The 20,193-nt window shown below is 70.2% G+C and carries 20 protein-coding genes; all 20 read right to left on the reverse strand.

Features of this window, described 5'->3' with window-relative positions; genetic code table 11:
• Positions 1–7 precede the first annotated feature (7 nt).
• Positions 8–943 carry a DUF2510 domain-containing protein gene (locus BW982_RS04220; RefSeq protein WP_217693661.1) on the reverse strand — a complete coding sequence of 312 codons (936 nt, stop codon included), beginning with the start codon at positions 941–943 and terminating at the stop codon, positions 8–10.
• A 52-nt stretch (positions 944–995) separates the two neighbouring features.
• Positions 996–1,703, reverse strand: a complete 708-nt coding sequence (locus BW982_RS04225; protein WP_076490800.1) for a hypothetical protein — start codon at positions 1,701–1,703, stop codon at positions 996–998.
• Positions 1,700–2,347, reverse strand: coding sequence for a SatD family protein (locus BW982_RS04230; RefSeq protein ID WP_076490801.1), 648 nt, complete (start codon positions 2,345–2,347; stop codon positions 1,700–1,702). Before BW982_RS04230 ends, BW982_RS04225 begins: the two co-directional genes overlap by 4 nt.
• 51 nt (positions 2,348–2,398) lie before the next feature.
• The gene (gene argH / locus BW982_RS04235; protein WP_076490802.1) at positions 2,399–3,829 is read right to left on the reverse strand and encodes an argininosuccinate lyase; all 1,431 of its coding nucleotides are present in this window, start codon (positions 3,827–3,829) and stop codon (positions 2,399–2,401) included.
• Positions 3,830–3,869: 40 nt separating this feature from the next.
• Entirely contained in the window at positions 3,870–5,009 is a 1,140-nt protein-coding gene (locus BW982_RS04240; protein WP_083696502.1) for a heparan-alpha-glucosaminide N-acetyltransferase domain-containing protein, read from the reverse strand.
• Entirely contained in the window at positions 4,988–5,911 is a 924-nt protein-coding gene (argF, locus tag BW982_RS04245; RefSeq protein ID WP_076490803.1) for an ornithine carbamoyltransferase, read from the reverse strand. The genes BW982_RS04240 and argF overlap by 22 nt, the downstream gene beginning before the upstream one ends.
• Positions 5,908–7,179 carry an acetylornithine transaminase gene (locus tag BW982_RS04250; protein ID WP_076490804.1) on the reverse strand — a complete coding sequence of 424 codons (1,272 nt, stop codon included), beginning with the start codon at positions 7,177–7,179 and terminating at the stop codon, positions 5,908–5,910. Before BW982_RS04250 ends, argF begins: the two co-directional genes overlap by 4 nt.
• Entirely contained in the window at positions 7,176–8,078 is a 903-nt protein-coding gene (argB, locus tag BW982_RS04255; protein ID WP_076490805.1) for an acetylglutamate kinase, read from the reverse strand. The genes BW982_RS04250 and argB overlap by 4 nt, the downstream gene beginning before the upstream one ends.
• Positions 8,075–9,232: a bifunctional glutamate N-acetyltransferase/amino-acid acetyltransferase ArgJ gene (gene argJ, locus BW982_RS04260; RefSeq protein ID WP_076490806.1), complete on the reverse strand. Its 1,158-nt coding sequence runs from the start codon at positions 9,230–9,232 to the stop codon at positions 8,075–8,077. The genes argB and argJ overlap by 4 nt, the downstream gene beginning before the upstream one ends.
• Positions 9,229–10,278, reverse strand: coding sequence for an N-acetyl-gamma-glutamyl-phosphate reductase (gene argC / locus BW982_RS04265; RefSeq protein WP_076490807.1), 1,050 nt, complete (start codon positions 10,276–10,278; stop codon positions 9,229–9,231). Before argC ends, argJ begins: the two co-directional genes overlap by 4 nt.
• Before the next feature lie 403 nt (positions 10,279–10,681).
• Positions 10,682–13,207, reverse strand: a complete 2,526-nt coding sequence (pheT, locus tag BW982_RS04270) for a phenylalanine--tRNA ligase subunit beta (protein ID WP_076490808.1) — start codon at positions 13,205–13,207, stop codon at positions 10,682–10,684.
• On the reverse strand, positions 13,207–14,247 hold the full coding sequence (gene pheS, locus BW982_RS04275; RefSeq protein WP_076490809.1) for a phenylalanine--tRNA ligase subunit alpha: 1,041 nt from the start codon (positions 14,245–14,247) through the stop codon (positions 13,207–13,209). Before pheS ends, pheT begins: the two co-directional genes overlap by 1 nt.
• Before the next feature lie 51 nt (positions 14,248–14,298).
• Complete coding sequence (locus tag BW982_RS04280; protein ID WP_076490810.1) at positions 14,299–15,216, reverse strand: amino acid ABC transporter permease; 918 nt, start codon at positions 15,214–15,216, stop codon at positions 14,299–14,301.
• Positions 15,213–15,863, reverse strand: coding sequence for an amino acid ABC transporter permease (locus tag BW982_RS04285; protein ID WP_076490811.1), 651 nt, complete (start codon positions 15,861–15,863; stop codon positions 15,213–15,215). The genes BW982_RS04280 and BW982_RS04285 overlap by 4 nt, the downstream gene beginning before the upstream one ends.
• Positions 15,864–15,939: 76 nt before the next feature.
• The gene (locus BW982_RS04290) at positions 15,940–16,857 is read right to left on the reverse strand and encodes a glutamate ABC transporter substrate-binding protein (protein WP_076490812.1); all 918 of its coding nucleotides are present in this window, start codon (positions 16,855–16,857) and stop codon (positions 15,940–15,942) included.
• Between the two features lie 103 nt (positions 16,858–16,960).
• A complete protein-coding gene (locus tag BW982_RS04295; protein ID WP_076490813.1) occupies positions 16,961–17,722 on the reverse strand; it encodes an amino acid ABC transporter ATP-binding protein in 762 nt (253 codons plus the stop codon).
• A 77-nt stretch (positions 17,723–17,799) separates the two neighbouring features.
• Entirely contained in the window at positions 17,800–18,597 is a 798-nt protein-coding gene (locus tag BW982_RS04300) for a TrmH family RNA methyltransferase (RefSeq protein ID WP_076491850.1), read from the reverse strand.
• 100 nt (positions 18,598–18,697) lie between these two features.
• Positions 18,698–19,081: a 50S ribosomal protein L20 gene (gene rplT, locus BW982_RS04305; protein ID WP_063257942.1), complete on the reverse strand. Its 384-nt coding sequence runs from the start codon at positions 19,079–19,081 to the stop codon at positions 18,698–18,700.
• A 29-nt stretch (positions 19,082–19,110) separates the two neighbouring features.
• Positions 19,111–19,305 carry a 50S ribosomal protein L35 gene (gene rpmI, locus BW982_RS04310; protein WP_013583375.1) on the reverse strand — a complete coding sequence of 65 codons (195 nt, stop codon included), beginning with the start codon at positions 19,303–19,305 and terminating at the stop codon, positions 19,111–19,113.
• A gap of 46 nt (positions 19,306–19,351) precedes the next feature.
• The gene (gene infC, locus BW982_RS04315; RefSeq protein ID WP_076490814.1) at positions 19,352–19,978 is read right to left on the reverse strand and encodes a translation initiation factor IF-3; all 627 of its coding nucleotides are present in this window, start codon (positions 19,976–19,978) and stop codon (positions 19,352–19,354) included.
• Positions 19,979–20,193 lie beyond the last annotated feature (215 nt).

A 20,193-nucleotide genomic window follows, 5' to 3' on the forward strand; every position in this document is an offset into this window, starting at 1 on the left:
CCGTCGCTCAGACGGGACGATGCGCCCCGTCAGCGTGGGGCGGGCCCGCCGGCGGGTCGCCGGGCAGCAGGAGCAGACGGGTCTGCGCGCGCGCCGCGACGAGGACGACGGCGCTGAGCGCGGCGAACAGGACGGCACCTCCCACCAACACCCATCCGACGACGCGCTGAAGCGTGTCCCCGTCGGCGACGACGAGCATCACGACTCCCCCGATGAGCACGAGGGCGGCGAGGGCGGCGATCGCCCACGCGAGGATGCGCAGGGTCGTCAGCGCCTTCGCCGCGTGGAAGGTCGGTCGCACACCGAAACGGGAGGTCACGTAATCCGCCCATCGCGTACCGGTCCACCACCTGCTGGCCTGGCGACTGATCGGGAACCAGCCGGCACCCGGTCCCTCCGTCGCTCCGGGCAGGGGGCGGACGATCGCGGGCGCGTCCGACGCTCCGGTCGGCGCAGCGATGCGCCGCACACGGGTGGTCTGAATGGCCATCGCGAACCACAGCCCCGACAGCGCCACCCACAGGAGGGGCATGTACGACAGTCCCCCGAACGCGATGCTCGAAACCGCCTGCATCATCGCGAGGCCGAAGAAGACCGCCCCCATCGCCCACGCGAGCGCCGGCTGGTCGATCGTGGCCCAGTCGATTCCCGGACGTCCGTCGCGCACGCGCGAACCCGTCCAGATCTTCCCGTCCCACCAGCGGAGCTCTCCCGCTCGTGCCGGATACCACCCGGCCGGCGCAGCGGTCGGTCCGTGGCGGAGGACCACGGGCGGGTTCGCCGCGTGAGGGGACGGTGCGGGCGGGTTCGCCGCGGCTGCGGCCTCGAGCGTCGGGATCGGCGCCTCGTGCGCCGTCCACCGCGCGCCGTCCCACCAGCGGACACGTCCCGGCGAGCCTGCGTCATACCACCCCGGCTGTGCGTCGCCCATCTCAACCCCCATGTCTCGCTGCTCCGAACCTATCCCGCGTCGATGGGGCGCCTCGGGGGGCTTGTCAGCCGGCGTGCACACCCCACCACACGAGGAACGCCGCGGCGAGCGAGGTCACCCAGCTAACGAGGCTGCCGATGAGGAAGTACTCGGCGCGGTCGCCGTCGTCACGATCGCGCGAGATCTCGGGAAAGCGCACGATGCCCTTCGCCGCGAGCACCGCCGCCAGCAGCGTGTAGGCGCCGGCGAGGGTGAGCACGAACACGAGGATGCGTTCGAGGGGGCCGATGAGCCGTCCGCCCTTCAGCGTCGGGGCGGCGTCCTGGTCGCCCGGAGCCCCGCCCATCTCCGCGCGCAGGGCGATGCGCACGACGGCGTTGCCCGACTCGAGGAGGAAGACCAGGCATCCCCCCACGAGGACCACCACGTCGATCGAGACCGCGTCGCCGGGACGGTAGGCGGCCCAGGTCGCGCCGATCAGGCCCGGACGCGTCCGACCGGGCGCGACGACCACACACGCGGCGGCCCCCAGCGCGAGCAGCGCGACGGGCCACAGCCCCGCGCGGGCAGGTCCTTTCTCGGGGAGCACCCAGGTCCAGATCGCGGCGACGGCGACGGCCAGCACACCGGCGATCAGGGCGTCGAGACCAGCCGAGACGACGACCAGCAGCACGCCGGCGACGGCGAAGGCGACCCAACGGCGGGTGCTGATCATCTGGCGCAGCAGGTCGACCCCACCCACCGCGAGGAGCAGCAACCCCGCCGCGATCATGAGCGTACCCGCGCGACCAGCACCTCGTAGCCCTCGACGATGCCGGCCGAACCCGCCGAGGCGAGCGCCTGCGACACCGCGGATTGACTGATGCCCTCCTGCTCCGCGAGTTCGCGCTGCGACCGGCCGAGACAGCGCCCGTATGTGAGGCGACGCGCGCGGTCACTCATCGCGGAGACGGACTGGTCGCGGCTCAGGGCGTAGGCGGTGGCCAACGCGATGGTCTCGGTCATGCCGGCATCCTCTCCCTCCGCCAGCTCGATCCACGTGCGCGCGAGCGGCGCGGCGCGCTGCTGCAGTCGCTCGACCTGCTCGATCGCCGCGCGCGCCGCCCACCACGCCGGCCCCTCGGGCAGCTCGCGTCCCTCGAGCGCGATCGGACGCACCTCGCCCACCCCGACGCCGAAACGGCAGTCGACCCCCTCGGGAAGAGCGAGACGCACCAGGAGAAGCGACGCAAGGGCGGCCGCCAACGTCGGATACTCCCCCTGCAGTTCGTCACCGACCACGGCCGTGAGCGGTGACGTCGCGACCGGCAGCGCCGCCTCGACCTCGGCCACGGCCTCGGAGATGACGCGCTGCGCCCCCGCGCGGTCGCTCAAGCGACGCGAGGCGACGATGTCGGCGATGACGGCAACGCTCATGCGATAAGCCTAACGCTTATAAAGCGAGATTGATAAGCGAAAAGCTGATATTCAGGACACCAGCGAGCGTGCAGCCGCCTGCGCGCGAACGACGAGCTCCTCCCGCTGCTCCCCCACCCGCGCCGGCGAGGTTCCGCCGACTCCGGTGCGGCTGGCGACCGAGCCCTCGATCGTCAGGACCTCGCGCACCGCCGGAGTCAGGGCCGGAGACACCAAGGCCAGCAGTGCGTCATCGGCATCCTCGAGGCCGATCCCCCGCACCTCGCACGCCCGGACCAGCGCACCGGAGATCTCGTGGGCGTCGCGGAACGGCACGCCACCGCGGACGAGCCACTCGGCGACATCGGTCGCGAGCGAGAAGCCCTGCGGGGCGAGCTCAGCCATGCGGTCGGTGTGGAATCGGAGCGTCGAGATCATTCCCGAGAACGCCGGGAGCACGAGTTCGAGCGTGCGCACGGAATCGAACACCGGTTCTTTGTCTTCCTGCAGGTCGCGGTTGTAGGCCAGCGGAAGCCCCTTCAGCGTCGCCAGGAGACCGGAGAGGTTGCCGATCAGTCGTCCCGCCTTGCCGCGGGCCAGTTCCGCGATGTCGGGGTTCTTCTTCTGCGGCATGATGCTCGACCCGGTCGAGTACGCGTCGTCGAGGGTGACGAACCCGAACTCGCGCGTGTTCCACAGGATCACGTCCTCGGCCAGACGGGACAGGTCGACACCGATCATCGCCGCGATGAAGGCGAACTCCGCCACCACGTCGCGCGACGCCGTGCCATCGAGCGAGTTCTCGGCGGGCCGGGCGAGCCCCAGACGGTCGGCGACGAGCTGAGGGTCGAGACCGAGCGTGGCTCCGGCGAGCGCGCCCCCGCCGTAGGGCGACACGCACGCGCGCACCGACCAGTCGCAGAGGCGCTCGATGCCGCGGACGAACGCCCAGCCGTAGGCCTGGAGGTGGTGGGCGAGCAGAACGGGCTGCGCGTGCTGCAGGTGGGTGCGGCCCGGCATGATGGCCGACTCGTGCGCCTCCGCCTGCGCCACCAGCGCATCGATCAGCCGAAGGAGCTCGCGGGTGATCGTGCGGGCGTGGTCGAGCAGATACAGGCGCACCAGCGTGGCGATCTGATCGTTGCGGCTGCGACCCGCGCGCAGCTTCCCCCCGAGCGCGGGACCCACCGTCTCGATCAGCACCCGCTCGAGTGCCCCGTGGACGTCTTCGTCGCCCGGGGCGGCCACGAGGGCGCCGGAACGAACGCGCTCGGCGATCTCGTCGAGGCCGGCGTGCATGTCACGCCCCTCGTCGACGGACAGGTACCCGGCGGCCTCGAGAGCCGCGGCGTGCGCGTGGGACCCGGCGATGTCGTAGAGCGCAAGATCCCAGTCGAAGTGGGTGGAACGGCTCAGCGCCGCCAACTCGGGAGACGGCCCGCCGGAGAAACGGGCGCCCCACAACGCGCCCTCGTTCGTGCCCTGGCCGGTGTCGCTGCTCATGCGTCCAGCCTAGCGAGGCCCGCGGACACCGCCCCGCCGCTCAGCTCGCCGACGCCGCGGGCGCGGCATCCGTTCGGGAGCCCGGGCCGACGACGCGACGGACGACCCCGTCGATGACCGCTTCCAGGGGTCCACGGCCCACGAGGAGCGCCCAGAGGGTGCACCCGACGACGATTCCGAGCGTCAGCGGGAGGAACAGCCCCGCGTCCCGCACGCCGGCCAGATCGGACGTGTCGCCCAGAGCGACGGCGGCGAACACCGCCCAGACGACGATCTGCAGGACGTACGCGGTCAAGGGCATCGAGCCGACCGCTCGGAGCGGAATCGCGACCCACCGGAGCGGAGTACGGCAGACCAGCAGGCACAACCCGATCACCGCGACGGCGAATCCCCCCGATCCGACGACCTCCCACAGACCCGACGAGTGCGCCTCGGCCGTCCAGACCGCAGCGAGGTAGGGACCGGCGTCCGCGATCGCCGGCGCTGTCGCGATCGCGACACCGTACCCGAGCGCCGCGACGACGCCCCCGGTGATCGTGAGGGCGACCTGCACTCGAAGCAGCCGCAGATCGAGTCGGCCGACTCCCATCCCCGCGAGCAGGAAGGCGATCCACACCGGGAAGGGATAGGCCCACCCCACGAAGGCCTGCAGATCCTCTCCCCCGAGCCCGCCCCAGATCGGGGCGGCATCCAGGAACGGGTAGATCCAGGGCATCACCGCGGCGGCGATCACCGCGGCCAGGAGGAGCCTCCCCGCGCGGAGCCCGAGGAACGGCAGCGACAGGGCGAACAACAGCGCGTAGGCGGGGAGGATCACATACACCGGGACGCCGGTCAGCACCAGCAGGAGGCCGATCCCCCAGAGAAGGGCCCCGCGCAGGGCCAGGCGCGCCGCGGCACGGGCGCGAGCCGGACCGGCCGATGGACGTGCGCCGCCGGTGACGAGGGCGATCGAGACGCCCGCGAGCGTCGCGAACAGGATCGAGGATCGCCCGTTGACGACGTCGAGCCAGGTGTCCGGATCGTCCAGGACGAACGAGTCGATCGTCAGCAGGTGCGCCGCGAGCATGCCGAGAACCGCGAGACCGCGCGCCAGATCGATGCCGACGAGCCGGGCGGGTCCGTCGAAACGGCGCCACGCCCGGCTCGTGGGCGGGATCAGTCCTGGCGCAGCAGCCACACCAGCAGCGCCTTCTGCGCGTGCAGTCGGTTCTCGGCCTCGTCCCAGACCACGCTCTGCGGGCCGTCGATGACCTCGGCGTCCACCTCGTATCCGCGGTCCGCGGGCAGGCAGTGGATGAAGATCGCCGCGTCATCGGCGCGGGCCATGAGCGCGGAGGTCACTTTGAAGCCCCCCAGATCGCGGATCCGCGCGATCTTCTCCTCTTCCTTGCCCATCGACACCCACGTGTCGGTGACGACGACGTCCGCTCCGGATGCCGCGGCATCGGGGTCGGTCGTCAACGTCACCGATCCGCCGGTCGCGGCGGCGATGCGCTGCGCGTCGGCGATGACGTCGGCGCGCGGCGCGTAGTCCGCCGGCGACGCGACCCGGACGTGCATGCCGGCCGTCACGCCGGCCAGGACGTAGGAGTGCGCCATGTTGCTCTGCCCGTCGCCGAAGAACGACAGCGTCAGCCCCTTCAGCTCGCCCTTGTGCTCGCGGATGGTCAGCAGGTCGGCGAGCAGCTGGCACGGGTGGAAGTCGTCGCTGAGCGCGTTCACGACCGGGACGCGCGTTCCCCGCGCCATCTCCTCGAGCCCCGCCTGGGCGTACGTGCGCCACACGATCGCCGCGACCTGGCGCTCGAGGACGCGCGCCGTGTCGGACGGCGTCTCCTTGCCGCCGAGCTGGCTGTTCGCGGTTGAGATGATCAGCGGGGAGCCGCCCAGATCGGCGATGCCGACCGCGAAGGACACCCGCGTGCGGGTCGAGGACTTGTCGAAGATCACCGCGACGGTCTGGGGGCCGGCGAGCGGCTTCTGCGCCCAGCGATCCTTCTTCAGCTCGATCGCGAGGTCGAGGATCTCCGCCTGCTCGGCGGGGGTCAGGTCATCGTCGCGCAGCAGGTGGCGGGTCACGCGGGTACTCCTTCGGCCGCAGACGTGGCGGACTGGTCGATCATGAGGGCATCGGCGACGGTCTGCAGTGCCGCGCCGAAGAGGGTGAGGAACTCGGCGATCTCGGCATCCCCGATGATCAGCGGCGGCGCGAGACGGATCGTCTCGTCGTTCGCCGCGTTGACGATCAGGCCGTGCTCCTGCGCGGCGGCCACGACGGCCTTGGCGACGGGATGCGTCAGGGCGATGCCGAGGAGAAGGCCGCGACCACGCACTCCGCCGACCAGCGGCGAGCCGAGTCCAGCGATGCCCTCACGCAGCTGCGCCTCGCGCGCGGCCGCGTTGTCGACGAGACCGGATGCCTCGATCTCCGCCAGCACGGCGCCCGCGACCGCGGTGCCCAGGGCGTTGCCGCCATAGGTCGAGCCGTGGGTGCCGGGGAAGAACAGGTCGCTGGCGGCCCCGAACGTGATCAGGGCTCCGATCGGGAAACCGCCGCCGATGCCCTTGGCGACCGTGATGGCATCCGGGACGATGCCGGCGTGCTGGAAGGCGAACCACTCACCCGTCCGCCCCGCGCCGGTCTGGATCTCGTCGACGACCAGCAGGGCGCCGTGGCGCGCCGTGATCTCCCGGGCCGCGGCGAGATAGCCCTCGGGCAGCTCGACCACGCCGGCCTCGCCCTGGATGGGCTCGACGATGAAGGCCGCGACGCGGTCGTCGACGGCCGACTCGAGAGCCTCGATGGTGGCGTCGATGTGCTCGACGCCGGGGACCATGGGCAGGAAGTCGGCCTGGAGCGCGGGCTTGCCGGTGAGGGCGAGCGCACCCATCGTGCGGCCGTGGAAACCGTTCTTCAGCGCGAGGATGCGAGTGCGCTCGGTGCCCCGACCGTGGAGTCGCGCGAGTTTGAACGCCGCCTCATTGGCCTCGGCGCCCGAGTTCGCGAAGTACACGCGGCCCGACTCGCCGGTGCCCGCAAGACGCTTCAGCCGTGCGGCGAGCGCGAGCTGGGGCGGGGTGGCGAAGTAGTTCGAGACGTGCGTGAGGGTCGCGGCCTGGGTGGACACCGCTTCCACGAAGGTGGGGTGCGCGTGGCCCAGGGCGTCCACGGCGATGCCGGCGAGGAAGTCGAGGTACTTCTTGCCGTCGCCGTCCCAGACGTACGCCCCCTCCCCGCGCACGAACAGCGCCATGCGGTCGCCGAAGCTGCGGACGAGGTCGCGCCCGGCATCCTCCTGCCAGGCGGCGCGCGGCGCCGCGGTCTCCTGAGTCGTGTCCGCGTTCACGCGACCACCTCCGTTCCGATTCCCTTGCTGGTGAACAGTTCGACGAGCACCGAGTGCGGCACGCGACCGTCGATGATCGCCGCCGTGGGCACTCCCCCGTCGACGGCGTCGAGGCACGCCTGCATCTTCGGGATCATCCCCGACTCGAGCTTCGGCAGCATCGCGCGCAGCTCCGTCGAGGTCAGGTGCGACACGAGCGAGTCACGGTTCGGCCAGTCCGCATAGAGCCCGGGGACGTCCGTCAGCACGACGAGCTTCTTGGCGTTGAGCGCCGTCGCCAGCGCCGCCGCTGCGGCATCCGCATTGACGTTCAACGACGTGCCCGGGTTGTCGAGATCGGGCGCGATCGACGACACGATCGGCACGCGGCCGGCGGCCAGGTGGTCGAGCACCGGCTGCGGGTCGACCGTGACGACGTCGCCCACGCGCCCGAGGTCGTGCTCCACCCCGTCGACGACGACACCGCGCCGACGTCCTCCGAACAGGCCCGCGTCCTCGCCGCTCAGACCCGTCGCGAGCGGTCCGTGCGCGTTGACCTTGGCGACCAGCTGCGGATTGATCTGCCCGGTGAGCACCATGCGGACGACGCCGATCGCCTCGGTCGAGGTGACGCGGTAGCCGCCGCGGAACTCGCTCGGGATGTCGAGACGGTTCAGCATCGAGGAGATCTGCGGGCCGCCCCCGTGCACCACCACGGGCTTCACTCCCACGTAGCGCAGGTAGGCGATGTCGGCGGCGAAGGCGTCCTGCAGCTCGTCGCTGACCATGGCGTTGCCGCCGTACTTCACGACCACGACCTGGTCGCGGTACTTGCGGACCCACGGCAGCGACTCGACGAGCGTCACCGCCCGTTCGCTGGCTTCGGCCGGATCGGTGTCCTGGATGTCGATGTCGCTCATGAGGCGTAGGCGCTGTTCTCGTGGACGTAGTCGTGGGTGAGGTCGTTGGTGCGGATCGTCGCGGCCGCGTCGCCGACGCGGAGGTCGACGATGAGGTCGGTCGCGCGGGGCGTCAGGTCGACCTCCTCACGCGGGCGATCGGGTCCGCCCGCGGAGCACACACGCACACCGTTCATCCACACGTCGACGTCGTACGGGTCGAAGGCCGCCTGCGTCGTGCCGATGGCGGCGAGGACGCGGCCCCAGTTCGGGTCGTTGCCGAAGATCGCGGCCTTGAACAGGTTGTTCCGGGCGATCGAGCGGCCGACCTCGACCGCGTCGCCCTCGGAGGCCGCCCCCACGACCCGGATGGTGATGTCGTGGCTCGCCCCCTCGGCATCCCCCTGCAGCTGAGCGGCGAGGTCGTCGCACACCGCCGTCAGCGCGGCGACGAACGCCTCGGCATCCACCCGGATGCCACTGGCTCCGCTCGACAGCAGCGTGACCTGGTCGTTGGTCGACATGCACCCGTCGGAATCGAGCCGGTCGAAGCTCACGCGCGTCGCGGCGCGGAGCGCGGCGTCGGCCTCGGCCGCATCGAGGACCGCATCGGTGGTCAGGACGACGAGCATCGTGGCCAGGCCCGGAGCGAGCATGCCCGCGCCCTTCGCCATTCCTCCGATGCTCCAGCCTTCACCGCGGTGCACCGCGCGCTTGGGTCGCGAGTCGGTGGTCATGATCGCCAGCGAGGCATCCTCGCCGCCGTCGACGGACAGCTCGGCGATGCTCTTCTCGACACCGTCGAGGACCTTGGCGCGGAAGACCTCGTCGCCCGTGCCGATGAGACCGGTCGAGCACACGACGACGTCGCCCGCCCCCACGCCCAGCAGTTCCGCGGCCCGCTCGGCCGTCTGGTGCGTGGTCTGGAAGCCGAACGCGCCGGTGAAGCAGTTGGCCCCGCCGGAGTTGAGCACCACGGCCTCGACGACACCGTCCTTCACGACCTGCTCCGACCAGAGGATCGGGTTGGCCTTGGCGCGGTTCGAGGTGAACACGGCCGCGCCCACCTTCTGCGGGCCGCGGTTGACGACGACGGCGACGTCGCGGGCGCCCGTGGACTTCAGGCCGACGGCGACACCGGCCGCTTCGAAACCGGCGGGGATGGTCACGCTCACGGGGCGACTCCGTTCAGAGGCAGCGCCGTGGTCTCGGGAAGACCCAGCGCGATGTTCATGGACTGCACCGCGGCGCCCGCGGTGCCCTTCACCAGATTGTCGACGGCGGCGACGACCACGACCCGATTCGCCGCGCGGTCGATCGCGAGGCCGAGCGAGGCGACGTTGGCGCCCAGGACGTCGGCCGTCCGCGGGAACGTCCCGGCCGGGAGGAGCTCGACGAAGGGCTCGTCGGCGTACGCCCGCTCCCACGCCGCGCGGATCTCGGCGTCCGTGGCCCCCTCGCGGATCGGCGCCGAAGAGGTGGCCAGGATGCCGCGGGCCATCGGCACGAGCACGGGGGTGAAAGAGATCCGGACGCCATCGGCCGGGGCGCTCGCGGCGGCGAGCGCCTGCCGGATCTCGGGGATGTGCCGGTGCGTGCCACCGACCGCGTACGGGTTGGCCGTGCCGAGGATCTCGCTCGCGAGGAGGTTCGTCTTGGCGGACTTTCCCGCGCCGCTGGGCCCCACCGCCAGCACCGACACGATGTCGCCCGGGTCGACCACCCCGGCGGCGACGCCGGGGGCCAGCGAGAGGGCGACGGTCGAGGCGTTGCAGCCCGGAGCGGCGATCCGCGTCGCGCCCCGGAGGAGGTCGCGCTGCTTCCCCGCGGAGACCGGGAGCTCGGGAACCCCGTACGCCCACGGCTCGGGGTGCTCTCCGCCGTAGAAGGCTGCCCAGTCGGCGGCGGAGGTGAGCCGGTGATCGGCCCCGGCGTCGATGACGAGAGGGGTGTCGCGGAGAGCGTCGGTGTACTGCGCCGACTGACCGTGCGGCAGCGCGAGGAACACCACATCGTGTCCGGCCAGCACCTCCGGCGTCGTCGCCCGCAGCTCGAGGTGCGCGAGCGACCGCAGGTGCGGCTGGTGGGAGATCAGCGCCTGGCCCGCGTTCGCGTGAGCGGTGACGGTGCGGACCTCGACGTCGGGGTGATCGGCGAGCAGGCGAAGGATCTCGCCGCCCGCATAGCCGGAGGCGCCGGAGACGGCGACCGAGAGGGTCATGGATCCACCTTAGGAGTCGGGGCTGTTGCTGTGATCAGCGTGAACCGGGGCGGCGACGCCCGTATGCCCGACCGACGGCGGGTTACGAGGTCGCCGAAACTCGGCGTGCGACCCGACGTCGACGCACGGCAACGGTGCTCACGGAGAGCTCCTCATTGCGGACGACGATCGACGACATCCCGCGAGAGTATCCGCCGCGGCGGGACGGGAGCAAATCCGCCGCCCGTCTCACGCCTCCGAGTGCGCGGGGGGAGGATCCATCGGATTCTTTCAGCTTGTCCCCCATTTGGGGGACAACTTAGGAGTATGCTCATCGCACCTGCCCTCATCGCCGACCACTTCCGACTGCCCCCTCGTCGGCGATGAGGGCAGGCACATGTCCCCGTCGTCCGCGCCGCGGGGATCAGGCGCCCGGGTCACCGTCGCGGATGACGGCCCCGAAACGCTCCCCCGCCAGCGCGACGCCGGCCAGCTTCGCATCCGTGGCCTCCGCGGCCGTCAGCGTCCGATCCGCCGCGCGGAAACGCAACGCGAACGTCAGGCTCTTCGCACCCTCCGCGATGCCCGGCCCGCGGTAGTCGTCGACCAGGCGCACGCCCTCGATCAGCGGAGCACCGCCCTCCCGCAGTGCGGCGCGCACCGCGCCCGCGGCGACCTCCTTCGGCACGACGACGGAGACGTCCTGGGTCGCGGCCGGGAATCCCGAGAGGGATGCTGCGACCACACGCGCCTGAGCACGCTCGAGCAGCGCGTCGAGATCGAGCTCGGCCACCAGAACGCGACCGGGCAGGTCCGCGGCATCCGCGACCGTCGGCAGCAGCTCGCCGACGTATCCGACGTCGACGCCGGCGACGAGCACCCGCGCCGTGCGACCCGGGTGGAGCGCGGCGCGCTGGGCCTGGATCACCTCGACATCGACACCGGCCGCCCCGGCGAGCACACGGACCGCGTCCACCGCATCGGCGAGATCGGCGGCGACCGCGACCTGCCCCGGCTGCTTGGCCACGAGGTGCCCGGCCAGCAGCACGGCGACGTGACGACGCTGCGGCGGGATCGAGGCATCCAGAGCCGTCAAGGTGGCCGCATCCGGACGCACCGCGAGCGGCGGGACCGAGGAGGTGCCGTACTGCACCCCCGGCTTCGGCAGGAACACCGTGCCCGTCTCGAACAGTGCGAGGTCGACGATGCCCCGCGACAGGTTGCGATGCGCGACCTGCAGCAGCCCCGGAACGAGGGAGCGGCGGAGGAACGGGGCGAGCCCGTCGAGCGGGTTCGCGAGCTTCACGCTGGGCAGCGACTCCCCCGAGGGTGAGCCGTGCAGGTCGTTCTGCTCCGCGGTGGTGAACGGGAACGACGGGGTCTCGACGAAGCCGGCGGCGGCCAGAGCGTTGGCCACGCGACGGCGGCCCTGCTGCGCGGAGGTCAGCCCGCGGCCGGACGGCGGGGTCGGGAGCACCGACGGGATGCGGTCATACCCCTCGATGCGGGCGACCTCTTCGGCCAACGTCCACTTGTCGGTGAGGTCGGGGCGCCAGGACGGCGGGACGACGTTCCAGCCGCCGCCGTTCGCCTCGACCGTCGCACCGATCAGACGCAGCGCGCGCTCCACCTCGTCGTCGGTGTAGTCGACGCCGATGAGGCCCGGGACGAACCCGTGCGGCAGCACGATCGCCTCGCGGACATAGGCGTCGGTCAGCGAGCCGCCGAGCGAGACGTCGAGCGTTCCGCCGGCCAGCTCCACCATCAGCGTCGCGACGCGCTCCGCGGCGACGAAGGCCACGAGGGGATCGACACCCCTCTCGAAACGACGGGATGCCTCGGAGGGCAGCTTGTGACGACGCGCCGTCCGCGCGATCGAGACCTGATCGAAGGTGGCGGCCTCGATGAGGACGTTGCGGGTCGCATCACTCATCTCGGTCGGGCCGCCGCCCATGACCCCGGCCAGGCCGATGGGCCCGGACTCGTCGGTGATCACGAGGTCTTCCGGGTGCAGGGTGCGCACCTGGCCGTCCAGGGTCTCGAGCTTCTCGCCGGCCGTCGCGCGCCGCACCGTGATGCCGCCCTGCAGGCGGTCGAGGTCGTAGCCGTGGATCGGCTGGCCGAGCTCGAGCATCACGTAGTTGGTGATGTCGATCAGGATGCCGAGCGAGCGGATGCCGGCCAGCGACAGGCGCGTGATCATCCACGGGGGCGTGGGGCGGGAGGGGTCCACATCGCGCACGATGCGCGCCACGAACTGGCTGGCCCCGACACGTCCGCGGATGGGCGCAGCGTCGTCCACGGCGACCGGGAAGCCCTGCGGCGTCCGATCGCGCGCGGCATCGTGCCCGGCGCCGGGGTCGCGGAAAGCGGCACCGGTCGCGTGCGAGTACTCGCGGGCGACGCCGCGCAGCGACAGCGCATACCCGCGGTCGGGCGTCACGTTAATCTCGACGGCGATGTCGTCTAGGCCCAGGAGCGCGATGGCGTCGGAGCCGACGGGCGCGTCGATCCCGAGGTCGACGAGGCGGAGGATGCCGGAGTGCTCGCTGCCGAGGCCGAGCTCCTTCGCCGAGGCGATCATGCCGTCGGACACATGCCCGTAGGTCTTGCGTGCGGCGATGGGGAAGGGTCCGGGAAGCACCGACCCCGGAAGGGTCACGACGACCTTGTCGCCCTCGAAGAAGTTGCCCGCGCCGCAAACGATGCCGCGGACGCCGCCGTGCTCTTCGCCGACGTCGACCTGGCACCACCGGATCGTCTTGCCGTTGGACTGCGGCTCGGGGGTGAACTCCTTCACCTCGCCGACCACGATGGGGCCGGACAGCTCGAAGCGGTGGACGTCCTCCTCTTCGAAGCCGACGGACACCAGCGCCGCGAGGACGTCGTCCGGCGTGGCATCCGCGGGGACATCGACGTACTCGCGCAACCAGGAGAGCGGGACGCGCATCAGACCACCATTCCGAACTGCTCACTGAAGCGGACATCGCCCTCGGCCATGTCGCGCATGTCTTGGACGTCGCTGCGGAACATGAGGGTGCGCTCGATGCCCATGCCGAAGGCGAAGCCCGAGTACTCCTCGGGGTCGATGCCGGCGGCTCGCAGGACGTTGGGGTTCACCATCCCGCAGCCGCCCCACTCGATCCAGCGCGCCCCGCCCTTGAAGGTGGGATGCCACAGGTCGAGCTCGGCGCTCGGTTCGGTGAACGGGAAGAAGTTGGCACGGAAGCGTGTCTTCGCCTCGGGACCGAACAGGACACGCGCCGCGTGGTCGAGCGTGCCCTTGAGGTGCGCCATCGTGATGCCCTTGTCGATGACGAGGCCCTCGAACTGCGTGAAGACCGGGAGGTGGGTCGCGTCGAACTCGTCGGTGCGGTAGACGCGGCCCGGGCAGAGCACGTAGATCGGCAGATCGCGCTCGAGCATCGAGCGCACCTGGACGGGGCTCGTGTGGGTACGCATCACGAGGTGACGTGCGACGGGGTCGACGAAGAACGTGTCCTGCATCTGTCGCGCCGGGTGGTCGACATCGAAGTTCAGCGCGTCGAAGTTGAACCACTCGTGCTCGAGTTCGGGTCCTTCGGCGATCTCCCACCCCATGCCGACGAAGATGTCGGACACCTGCTCCTGGAGGAGCGAGATCGGATGCCGCGCACCGATGCGCGCGCGCTGCGGAAGGGCCGTGACGTCGATGCGCTCGGCTTCCAGCCGCGCCGCGGTCTCGGCTTCGGCGAGTTCGCCCTCGCGGGCGGCGAACGCCTGGTTCACGCGACCGCGGGCCTGTCCGACGAGCTTGCCGAACTCGGCTTTCTTCTCGGGGACGACGTTGCGCAGCTGGGCGTTGAGTCGCGACAGCGGCGACTGCTCCCCGGCATGCGCGGAGCGGGCGGCCTTCAGGTCGGCCGTGGTCGCGGCGCCGGCGACCGCCGCGACCGCGGCATCGACGGCGGAGGCGACGGCCTCGGGGGTGATCTCGGGTGCGTCAGACACGAGAACCGAGTCTACCGACGGGCGGGGGCACTCCCCCGCCCGTCCTCGACGCTATGCCGGCGAACCCGGGTCGTTCTTGCCGAAGCCGCGCTGGGCGACGATCAGCTCGGTGTCCGTGCCGGTCTGACCGGGCGCCTCGGCACCGGCGACCCGCGCCGCCTTCGGCGAGCGGCGGAGACCGATCTCGACGCGGTGAGCGGCATACGACAGCGCAAGACACATCGCGACGTAGATCACGCTCGCGATCATCGCGGCCGGGATGAGAGGCGAGCCGTACTCACCGTTCGATCCGAGCAGGCGGGCGAAGTAGAGCAGTTCGGGGTAGGTGATGATGAAGCCGAGCGCGGTGTCTTTCAAAGTGACGACGAGCTGCGCGATGATCACGGGCAGCATGGCCCGGATCGCCTGCGGCAGGAGGACGAGACGCATGACGCCGGCCTTGCGCAGGCCGATCGCGTACCCGGCTTCGCGTTGGCCGCGCGGGAGCGACTCGACGCCCGCGCGGATGACCTCCGAGAGCACCGACCCGTTGTAGGCGATGAGCGCGATCACCACGGCCCAGTACGACGACATCCGGATGCCGATGACCGGAAGCCCGTAGTACAGCAAGAGCATGAAGATGAGGACGGGGACGGCGCGCAGGATCTCGACGATCCACCCGACCGGCATCCGCACCCACGCGTGATCCGACATGCGGCCGATGGCGAGGACGAATCCGAGGACGAGGGCACCGACGGCTGCGGCGGCGAAAGCCGCCAGGGTCGCGAGGGTCGCCTCGCCGAAGCGCACCCAGATGGCGCTGTAGGTGAAGACGTTCCACTTCGCCGCGGAGAACTGCCCCGTGTCGACGAAGCGCCACACCACGAAGGCGATGACGGCCGCGACCACGACGAGCGTGAGGATGCCGAGCAGCCGATTGCGCAGACGGGCGCGGGGCCCGGGGAGGTCGTAGAGGACGGAGGAGCTCATCGGGCGACCTTCCACTTCTTCTCAGCGGCGTTCTGCAGCGCGGAGAGCACCAGGACGAGGAGCACGAAGATGACCATGACCAGCACGATCGTCACCAGCTGGTTCTCCCCGTTCTCGCTCATGTTGGCGCGGATGTTCCCGAGGTTGACCACCGAGAAGCCCGAGGCGACGGTGGTGTTCTTCAGCAGGGCGATGAACACGCTCACCATCGGGGGGATCACCGACCGCGTCGCCTGCGGCAGGACGACCAGCGTCATGACCTGGCCGAAGCCGAGCCCCAGGGCTCGGGCCGCCTCCGCCTGACCGACCGGCACCGTGTTGATGCCCGAGCGGATCGTCTCGGCGACATAGGTCGCGGTGTAGATGCCGAGACCGCAGACGGCGAGCGGTAAGAAGAATCCGCGCGGCACGTCGACGAGGAGCGGGACGCAGAAGGCGAAGAAGAACAGGACGAGTGTCAGCGGAGTGTTGCGGATCCAGTTCACGTAGACCGCGCCGACCGCGCGGGCGATCGGCACCGGCGAGACGCGCATGGCCGCGACGACGAACCCGAGCACGATCGCGATCGCACCCCCGCCCACGAAGAGCACGACGGTTCCCCCCAGCGCCTGCGCCCACAGGTCGGGGTAGTCGAAGATCTGATTCACCGGATGCTTCCTGTCTTCTCGTGATCGACGAGGTCGGAGGTGCGGGCGGCGCGTTCACGCCGCCCGCACCGTGCGCTCAACCGGCGGCGTCGACCGCGGGCTGCGTGCCCTCGACACCCGAGGCGCCGAGGTTCTTCTCGAAGATCGCCTGCCAGGTCGACCCTCCGTCGGTGAAGAGCGTGTTCACGAAGTCCTGGAACGCCGTGTCGCCCTTGGCCAGGCCGACGCCGTAGCGCTCCTCGCTGAACGGCTGGCCCGCGATCTTGAGGTTGTCGGGGTCCTGTGCCGCGTAGCCGAGGAGGATGGCCTCGTCGGTGGTGACGGCATCCACTTCACCGTTCTTGAGCTTCTCGACGCACTGCGAGTATGTGTCGAACTCGACGACCTTCGCCGGAGTCTCTTCTCGGATGCGCTGGATCGGCGTGGAGCCGGTCACCGAGCACACGGTGGTGTCCGCGGTGAGGGAGTCCTTGCCGGTGATCTTGTCGTCGTCGGCCGCCACCAGCAGACCCTGGCCCGTGAGGAAGTAGGGACCGGCGAAGGAGATCTGTTCCTTGCGCTTGTCGGTGATGGAGTACGTGCCGACGTAGTAGTCGATGTCGCCGTTGATCAGCGCCTGTTCGCGGTTCGCCGAGGCGATGGCCTTGTATTCGACCTTCGACTCGTCCGCCGGGTCGTACCCGAGCGAGGCGGCGATCCAGCGCGCGATGTCGACGTCGAAGCCCTTGCGCTCGCCCGTCACGGGGTCGAGGTAGCCGAGCCCCGGCTGGTCTTCCTTCACGCCGATGACGACCTTGCCCGCCGAGCTGATCTTCTCGAACGTGGTGCTGCCGTCGATGGTGACGTCCGTGGCGACCGAACCGTAGACCGGGGCGTCGCTCCCGTCGGACGAACCGGCGTCGGGCGAACCGGGGGTACCGCTGTTGCAGGCGGTGAGAGCGAGCAGGCCGGCGGCGATGACGCCGACGCCCGCGAAAACGCGAGATTTACGCATGTGATGTCTCCTTGGTTACGTGTGCTGTGCGGGGGATACAGGGGGATGGCACGGTATGCCGGAGGCGGTGAAGGAGCGGGACGCCGTCGTTCCGCTCGCGAGATCAGTGGGTGATGAGCTTCGAGAGGAAATCCTTCGCGCGGTCGGATTCGGGGCGCGTGAAGAACTGCTCGGGCGCTGCCTGCTCCACGATCTGACCGTCGGCCATGAAGACCACGCGATTCGCGGCCTTGCGCGCGAAGCCCATCTCGTGGGTGACGACGATCATGGTCATGCCGTCGGCGGCGAGACCGACCATGACATCGAGGACCTCGTTGATCATCTCGGGATCCAGGGCGGACGTCGGCTCGTCGAACAGCATGACCTTCGGCTTCATCGCCAGGGCGCGGGCGATCGCCACGCGCTGCTGCTGGCCACCCGAGAGCTGCGCCGGGAGCTTGTCGGCCTGGTGGCCGACGCCGACGCGATCGAGGAGCGCCCGCGCCTCCTTCTCGGCATCCGCCTTCTTCAGCTTGCGGACCTTGATCGGGCCCAGCGTGACGTTCTCGAGGATCGTGAGGTGCGCGAACAGGTTGAACGACTGGAAGACCATGCCCACGTCGGCACGCAGCTTCGCGAGGCCCTTGCCCTCTTCGGGCAGCGGCTCACCGTCGATCGTGATGGTCCCGCTCGTGATGGTCTCGAGGCGGTTGATCGTGCGGCACAGGGTGGACTTGCCCGACCCGGACGGCCCGATGACGACGACGACCTCGCCGCGATCGACCGTCAGATCGATGTCTTTCAGCGCTTGGAACTGGCCGTAGTGCTTCTGCACGTCGGAGAGGACGACAAGGGGCTCGGGGCCCGCCGGGGGAACGGATGCCATTCCGACACCCTATGAGAATGATGAGGAGGTGACCACACCCTGGCCCAGGCCGTAACTGTGCTGTAACCGCGGGTGAATCAGCCTGCGCGCTGCGCGAACGCCGTCTCGTAGAGACAGACGCTCGCGGCGGTGGCCAGGTTCAACGACTCTGCGCGGCCGTAGATGGGAAGCCGCAAAGACAGGTCTGCATGCGCCAACGCGGACTCGTCGAGCCCTCGTGCCTCGTTCCCGAAGAGCCACGCGGTGGGCTCGCCGAGAAGCCCACGGGAGGCGACGAAGTCTTCACCCCCGACATCGGCGGCGACCACCCTCAAGCCGGCGTCGTGCACGCGCTCGACGACATCGGCGAGATCGAGATCGACCGCGACCGGCAGGTGGAACAACGACCCCGTGGTCGAGCGCACGACCTTCGGGTTGTAGAGATCCACCGTGCGCCCCGTCAGGATCACCGCGTCCGCGCCGGCGGCGTCGGCCGCCCGGATGATCGTGCCCAGGTTGCCCGGATCACGTACCTCCTCGCAGATCGCGAGCAGCGTCGGCTCCCCCGCCAGGATGTCCTTCAGCGCCGTCGGCGACTGCCGCGCCACCGCGACGATCCCCTGCGGCGTGACCGTATCGGCCATGGCATCCAGAACCGCCTCGGTCGTGTACTGGAGATCGACACCCGCATCGACGGCCGCGTCGCGCACATCGGAGTGCTTCTCGAGCGCGCTCGGGGTGGCGTACAGCTCGAGCACCGACTCGGAGGCCCAGGCGAGCGCCTCACGCGCGGCCTGCGGGCCCTCGAGGAGGAAGAGGCCGGTCTCCTGTCGGGCGGCACGCTTGCTCAGCTTGGCCACGGCGCGCACCCGCGGCGAACGAGGGTTCTCCAGCACGTCCCCAGTGTATGGCGCGACCGGCATGCACCGCGGGAATCCGCGGTGAAACGCCGAACGGGCGCCCTCCGAAGAGGACGCCCGTTCGTGGAATCGGTGCTTACGCGGTCTTGGCGGCGTTGACGTCGCTGGGGAGCGCAGCCTTCGCGGTCGCGACGAGCGACGCGAACACGGCGGGCTCGTTCACCGCGAGCTCGGCGAGCATACGGCGGTCGACCTGCACACCCGCGAGGCCGAGGCCCTGGATGAAGCGGTTGTAGGTGAGGCCGTTCTGGCGGCTCGCGGCGTTGATGCGCTGGATCCACAGACGGCGGAAGTCGCCCTTGCGCTTGCGACGGTCACGGTACGCGTAGACGAGCGAGTGGGTGACCTGCTCCTTCGCCTTGCGGTACAGGCGCGAACGCTGACCCCGGTAACCGGAGGCGCGCTCGAGGATGACGCGACGCTTCTTGTGGGCGTTGACGGCCCGCTTGACTCTAGCCATTTCTCATTCTTCCTTACGTGCGTCGGCGCTCAGAGGCCGAGGAGCTTCTTGGCGACCTTCGAGTCGCCCTTGGCCAGGACCTGCTCCTGGTTCAGGCGACGGGTGCGCTTGGAGGCCTTGCCCTCGAGGTTGTGCCGCATGCCGGCCTGCTGCTTCATGAGCTTGCCGCTACCGGTCAACTTGAAACGCTTCTTGGCGCCCGAGTGGGTCTTCTGCTTCGGCATCTGTCTTCCTTCGTTGGGGTTCCCGGCGGAGCGGGAGTCGGGGAGCTTACTCGGCGGGTGCCGGTTCAGCGGTGCCCTCGGGGGCCGAGTCGCCACGGGCGGCGCTGCGTGCCGCCTCGCGGTTCGCCGCGCGCTGCGCGTTCTGCTCGGTCTTGACCTCGGACTTGTTCTTGTGCGGCGCGACCACCATGACCATGTTGCGACCATCGATCGTCGGGTTCGACTCGACGGTTCCGAACTCGGCCACGTCTTCGGCGAACTTGCGCAGCAGACGCACACCCTGCTCGGGACGGGACTGCTCACGACCACGGAAGAGGATCATCGCCTTGACCTTGTCGCCGGCCTGGAGGAAGCCCTCGGCGCGCTTGAGCTTGGTGATGTAATCGTGCGCCTCGATCTTCAGACGGAAACGAACCTCTTTGAGGACCGTGTTCGCCTGGTTACGACGCGCTTCCTTGGCCTTCTGAGCGGCCTCGTACTTGAACTTGCCGTAGTCCATGATCTTGACCACGGGCGGCTTGGAGCTCGGGGCGACCTCGACCAAGTCGAGGTCCGCTTCCTGGGCCAGGCGCAGCGCAGCTTCGATTCGGACGATGCCGACCTGCTCGCCGTTGGGTCCGACGAGACGGACCTCCGGGACTCGGATGCGCTCGTTGGTGCGGGGATCGCTGATGCGGGACTCCTCTTGTCTGCTGATGACGGCCGCCGCGATCCTGACGGATCACGGGCGAAGAGGAGACGACCCACCCGGCACGGTGCTCTCGACACCGGCTTCTGCACCCAGGCGACCCCGTGCAGGACGGAGCGGAGTGCGGGAACCCGGTAGCCTGGAGCGGCAAGCGCGGGTGGGATGTGATCCTCTTTCGTACGGAGCAGAACGCTCCGAAG

The sequence above is a fragment of the Microbacterium sp. RURRCA19A genome, assembly GCF_900156455.1.
Lineage (GTDB): Bacteria > Actinomycetota > Actinomycetes > Actinomycetales > Microbacteriaceae > Microbacterium.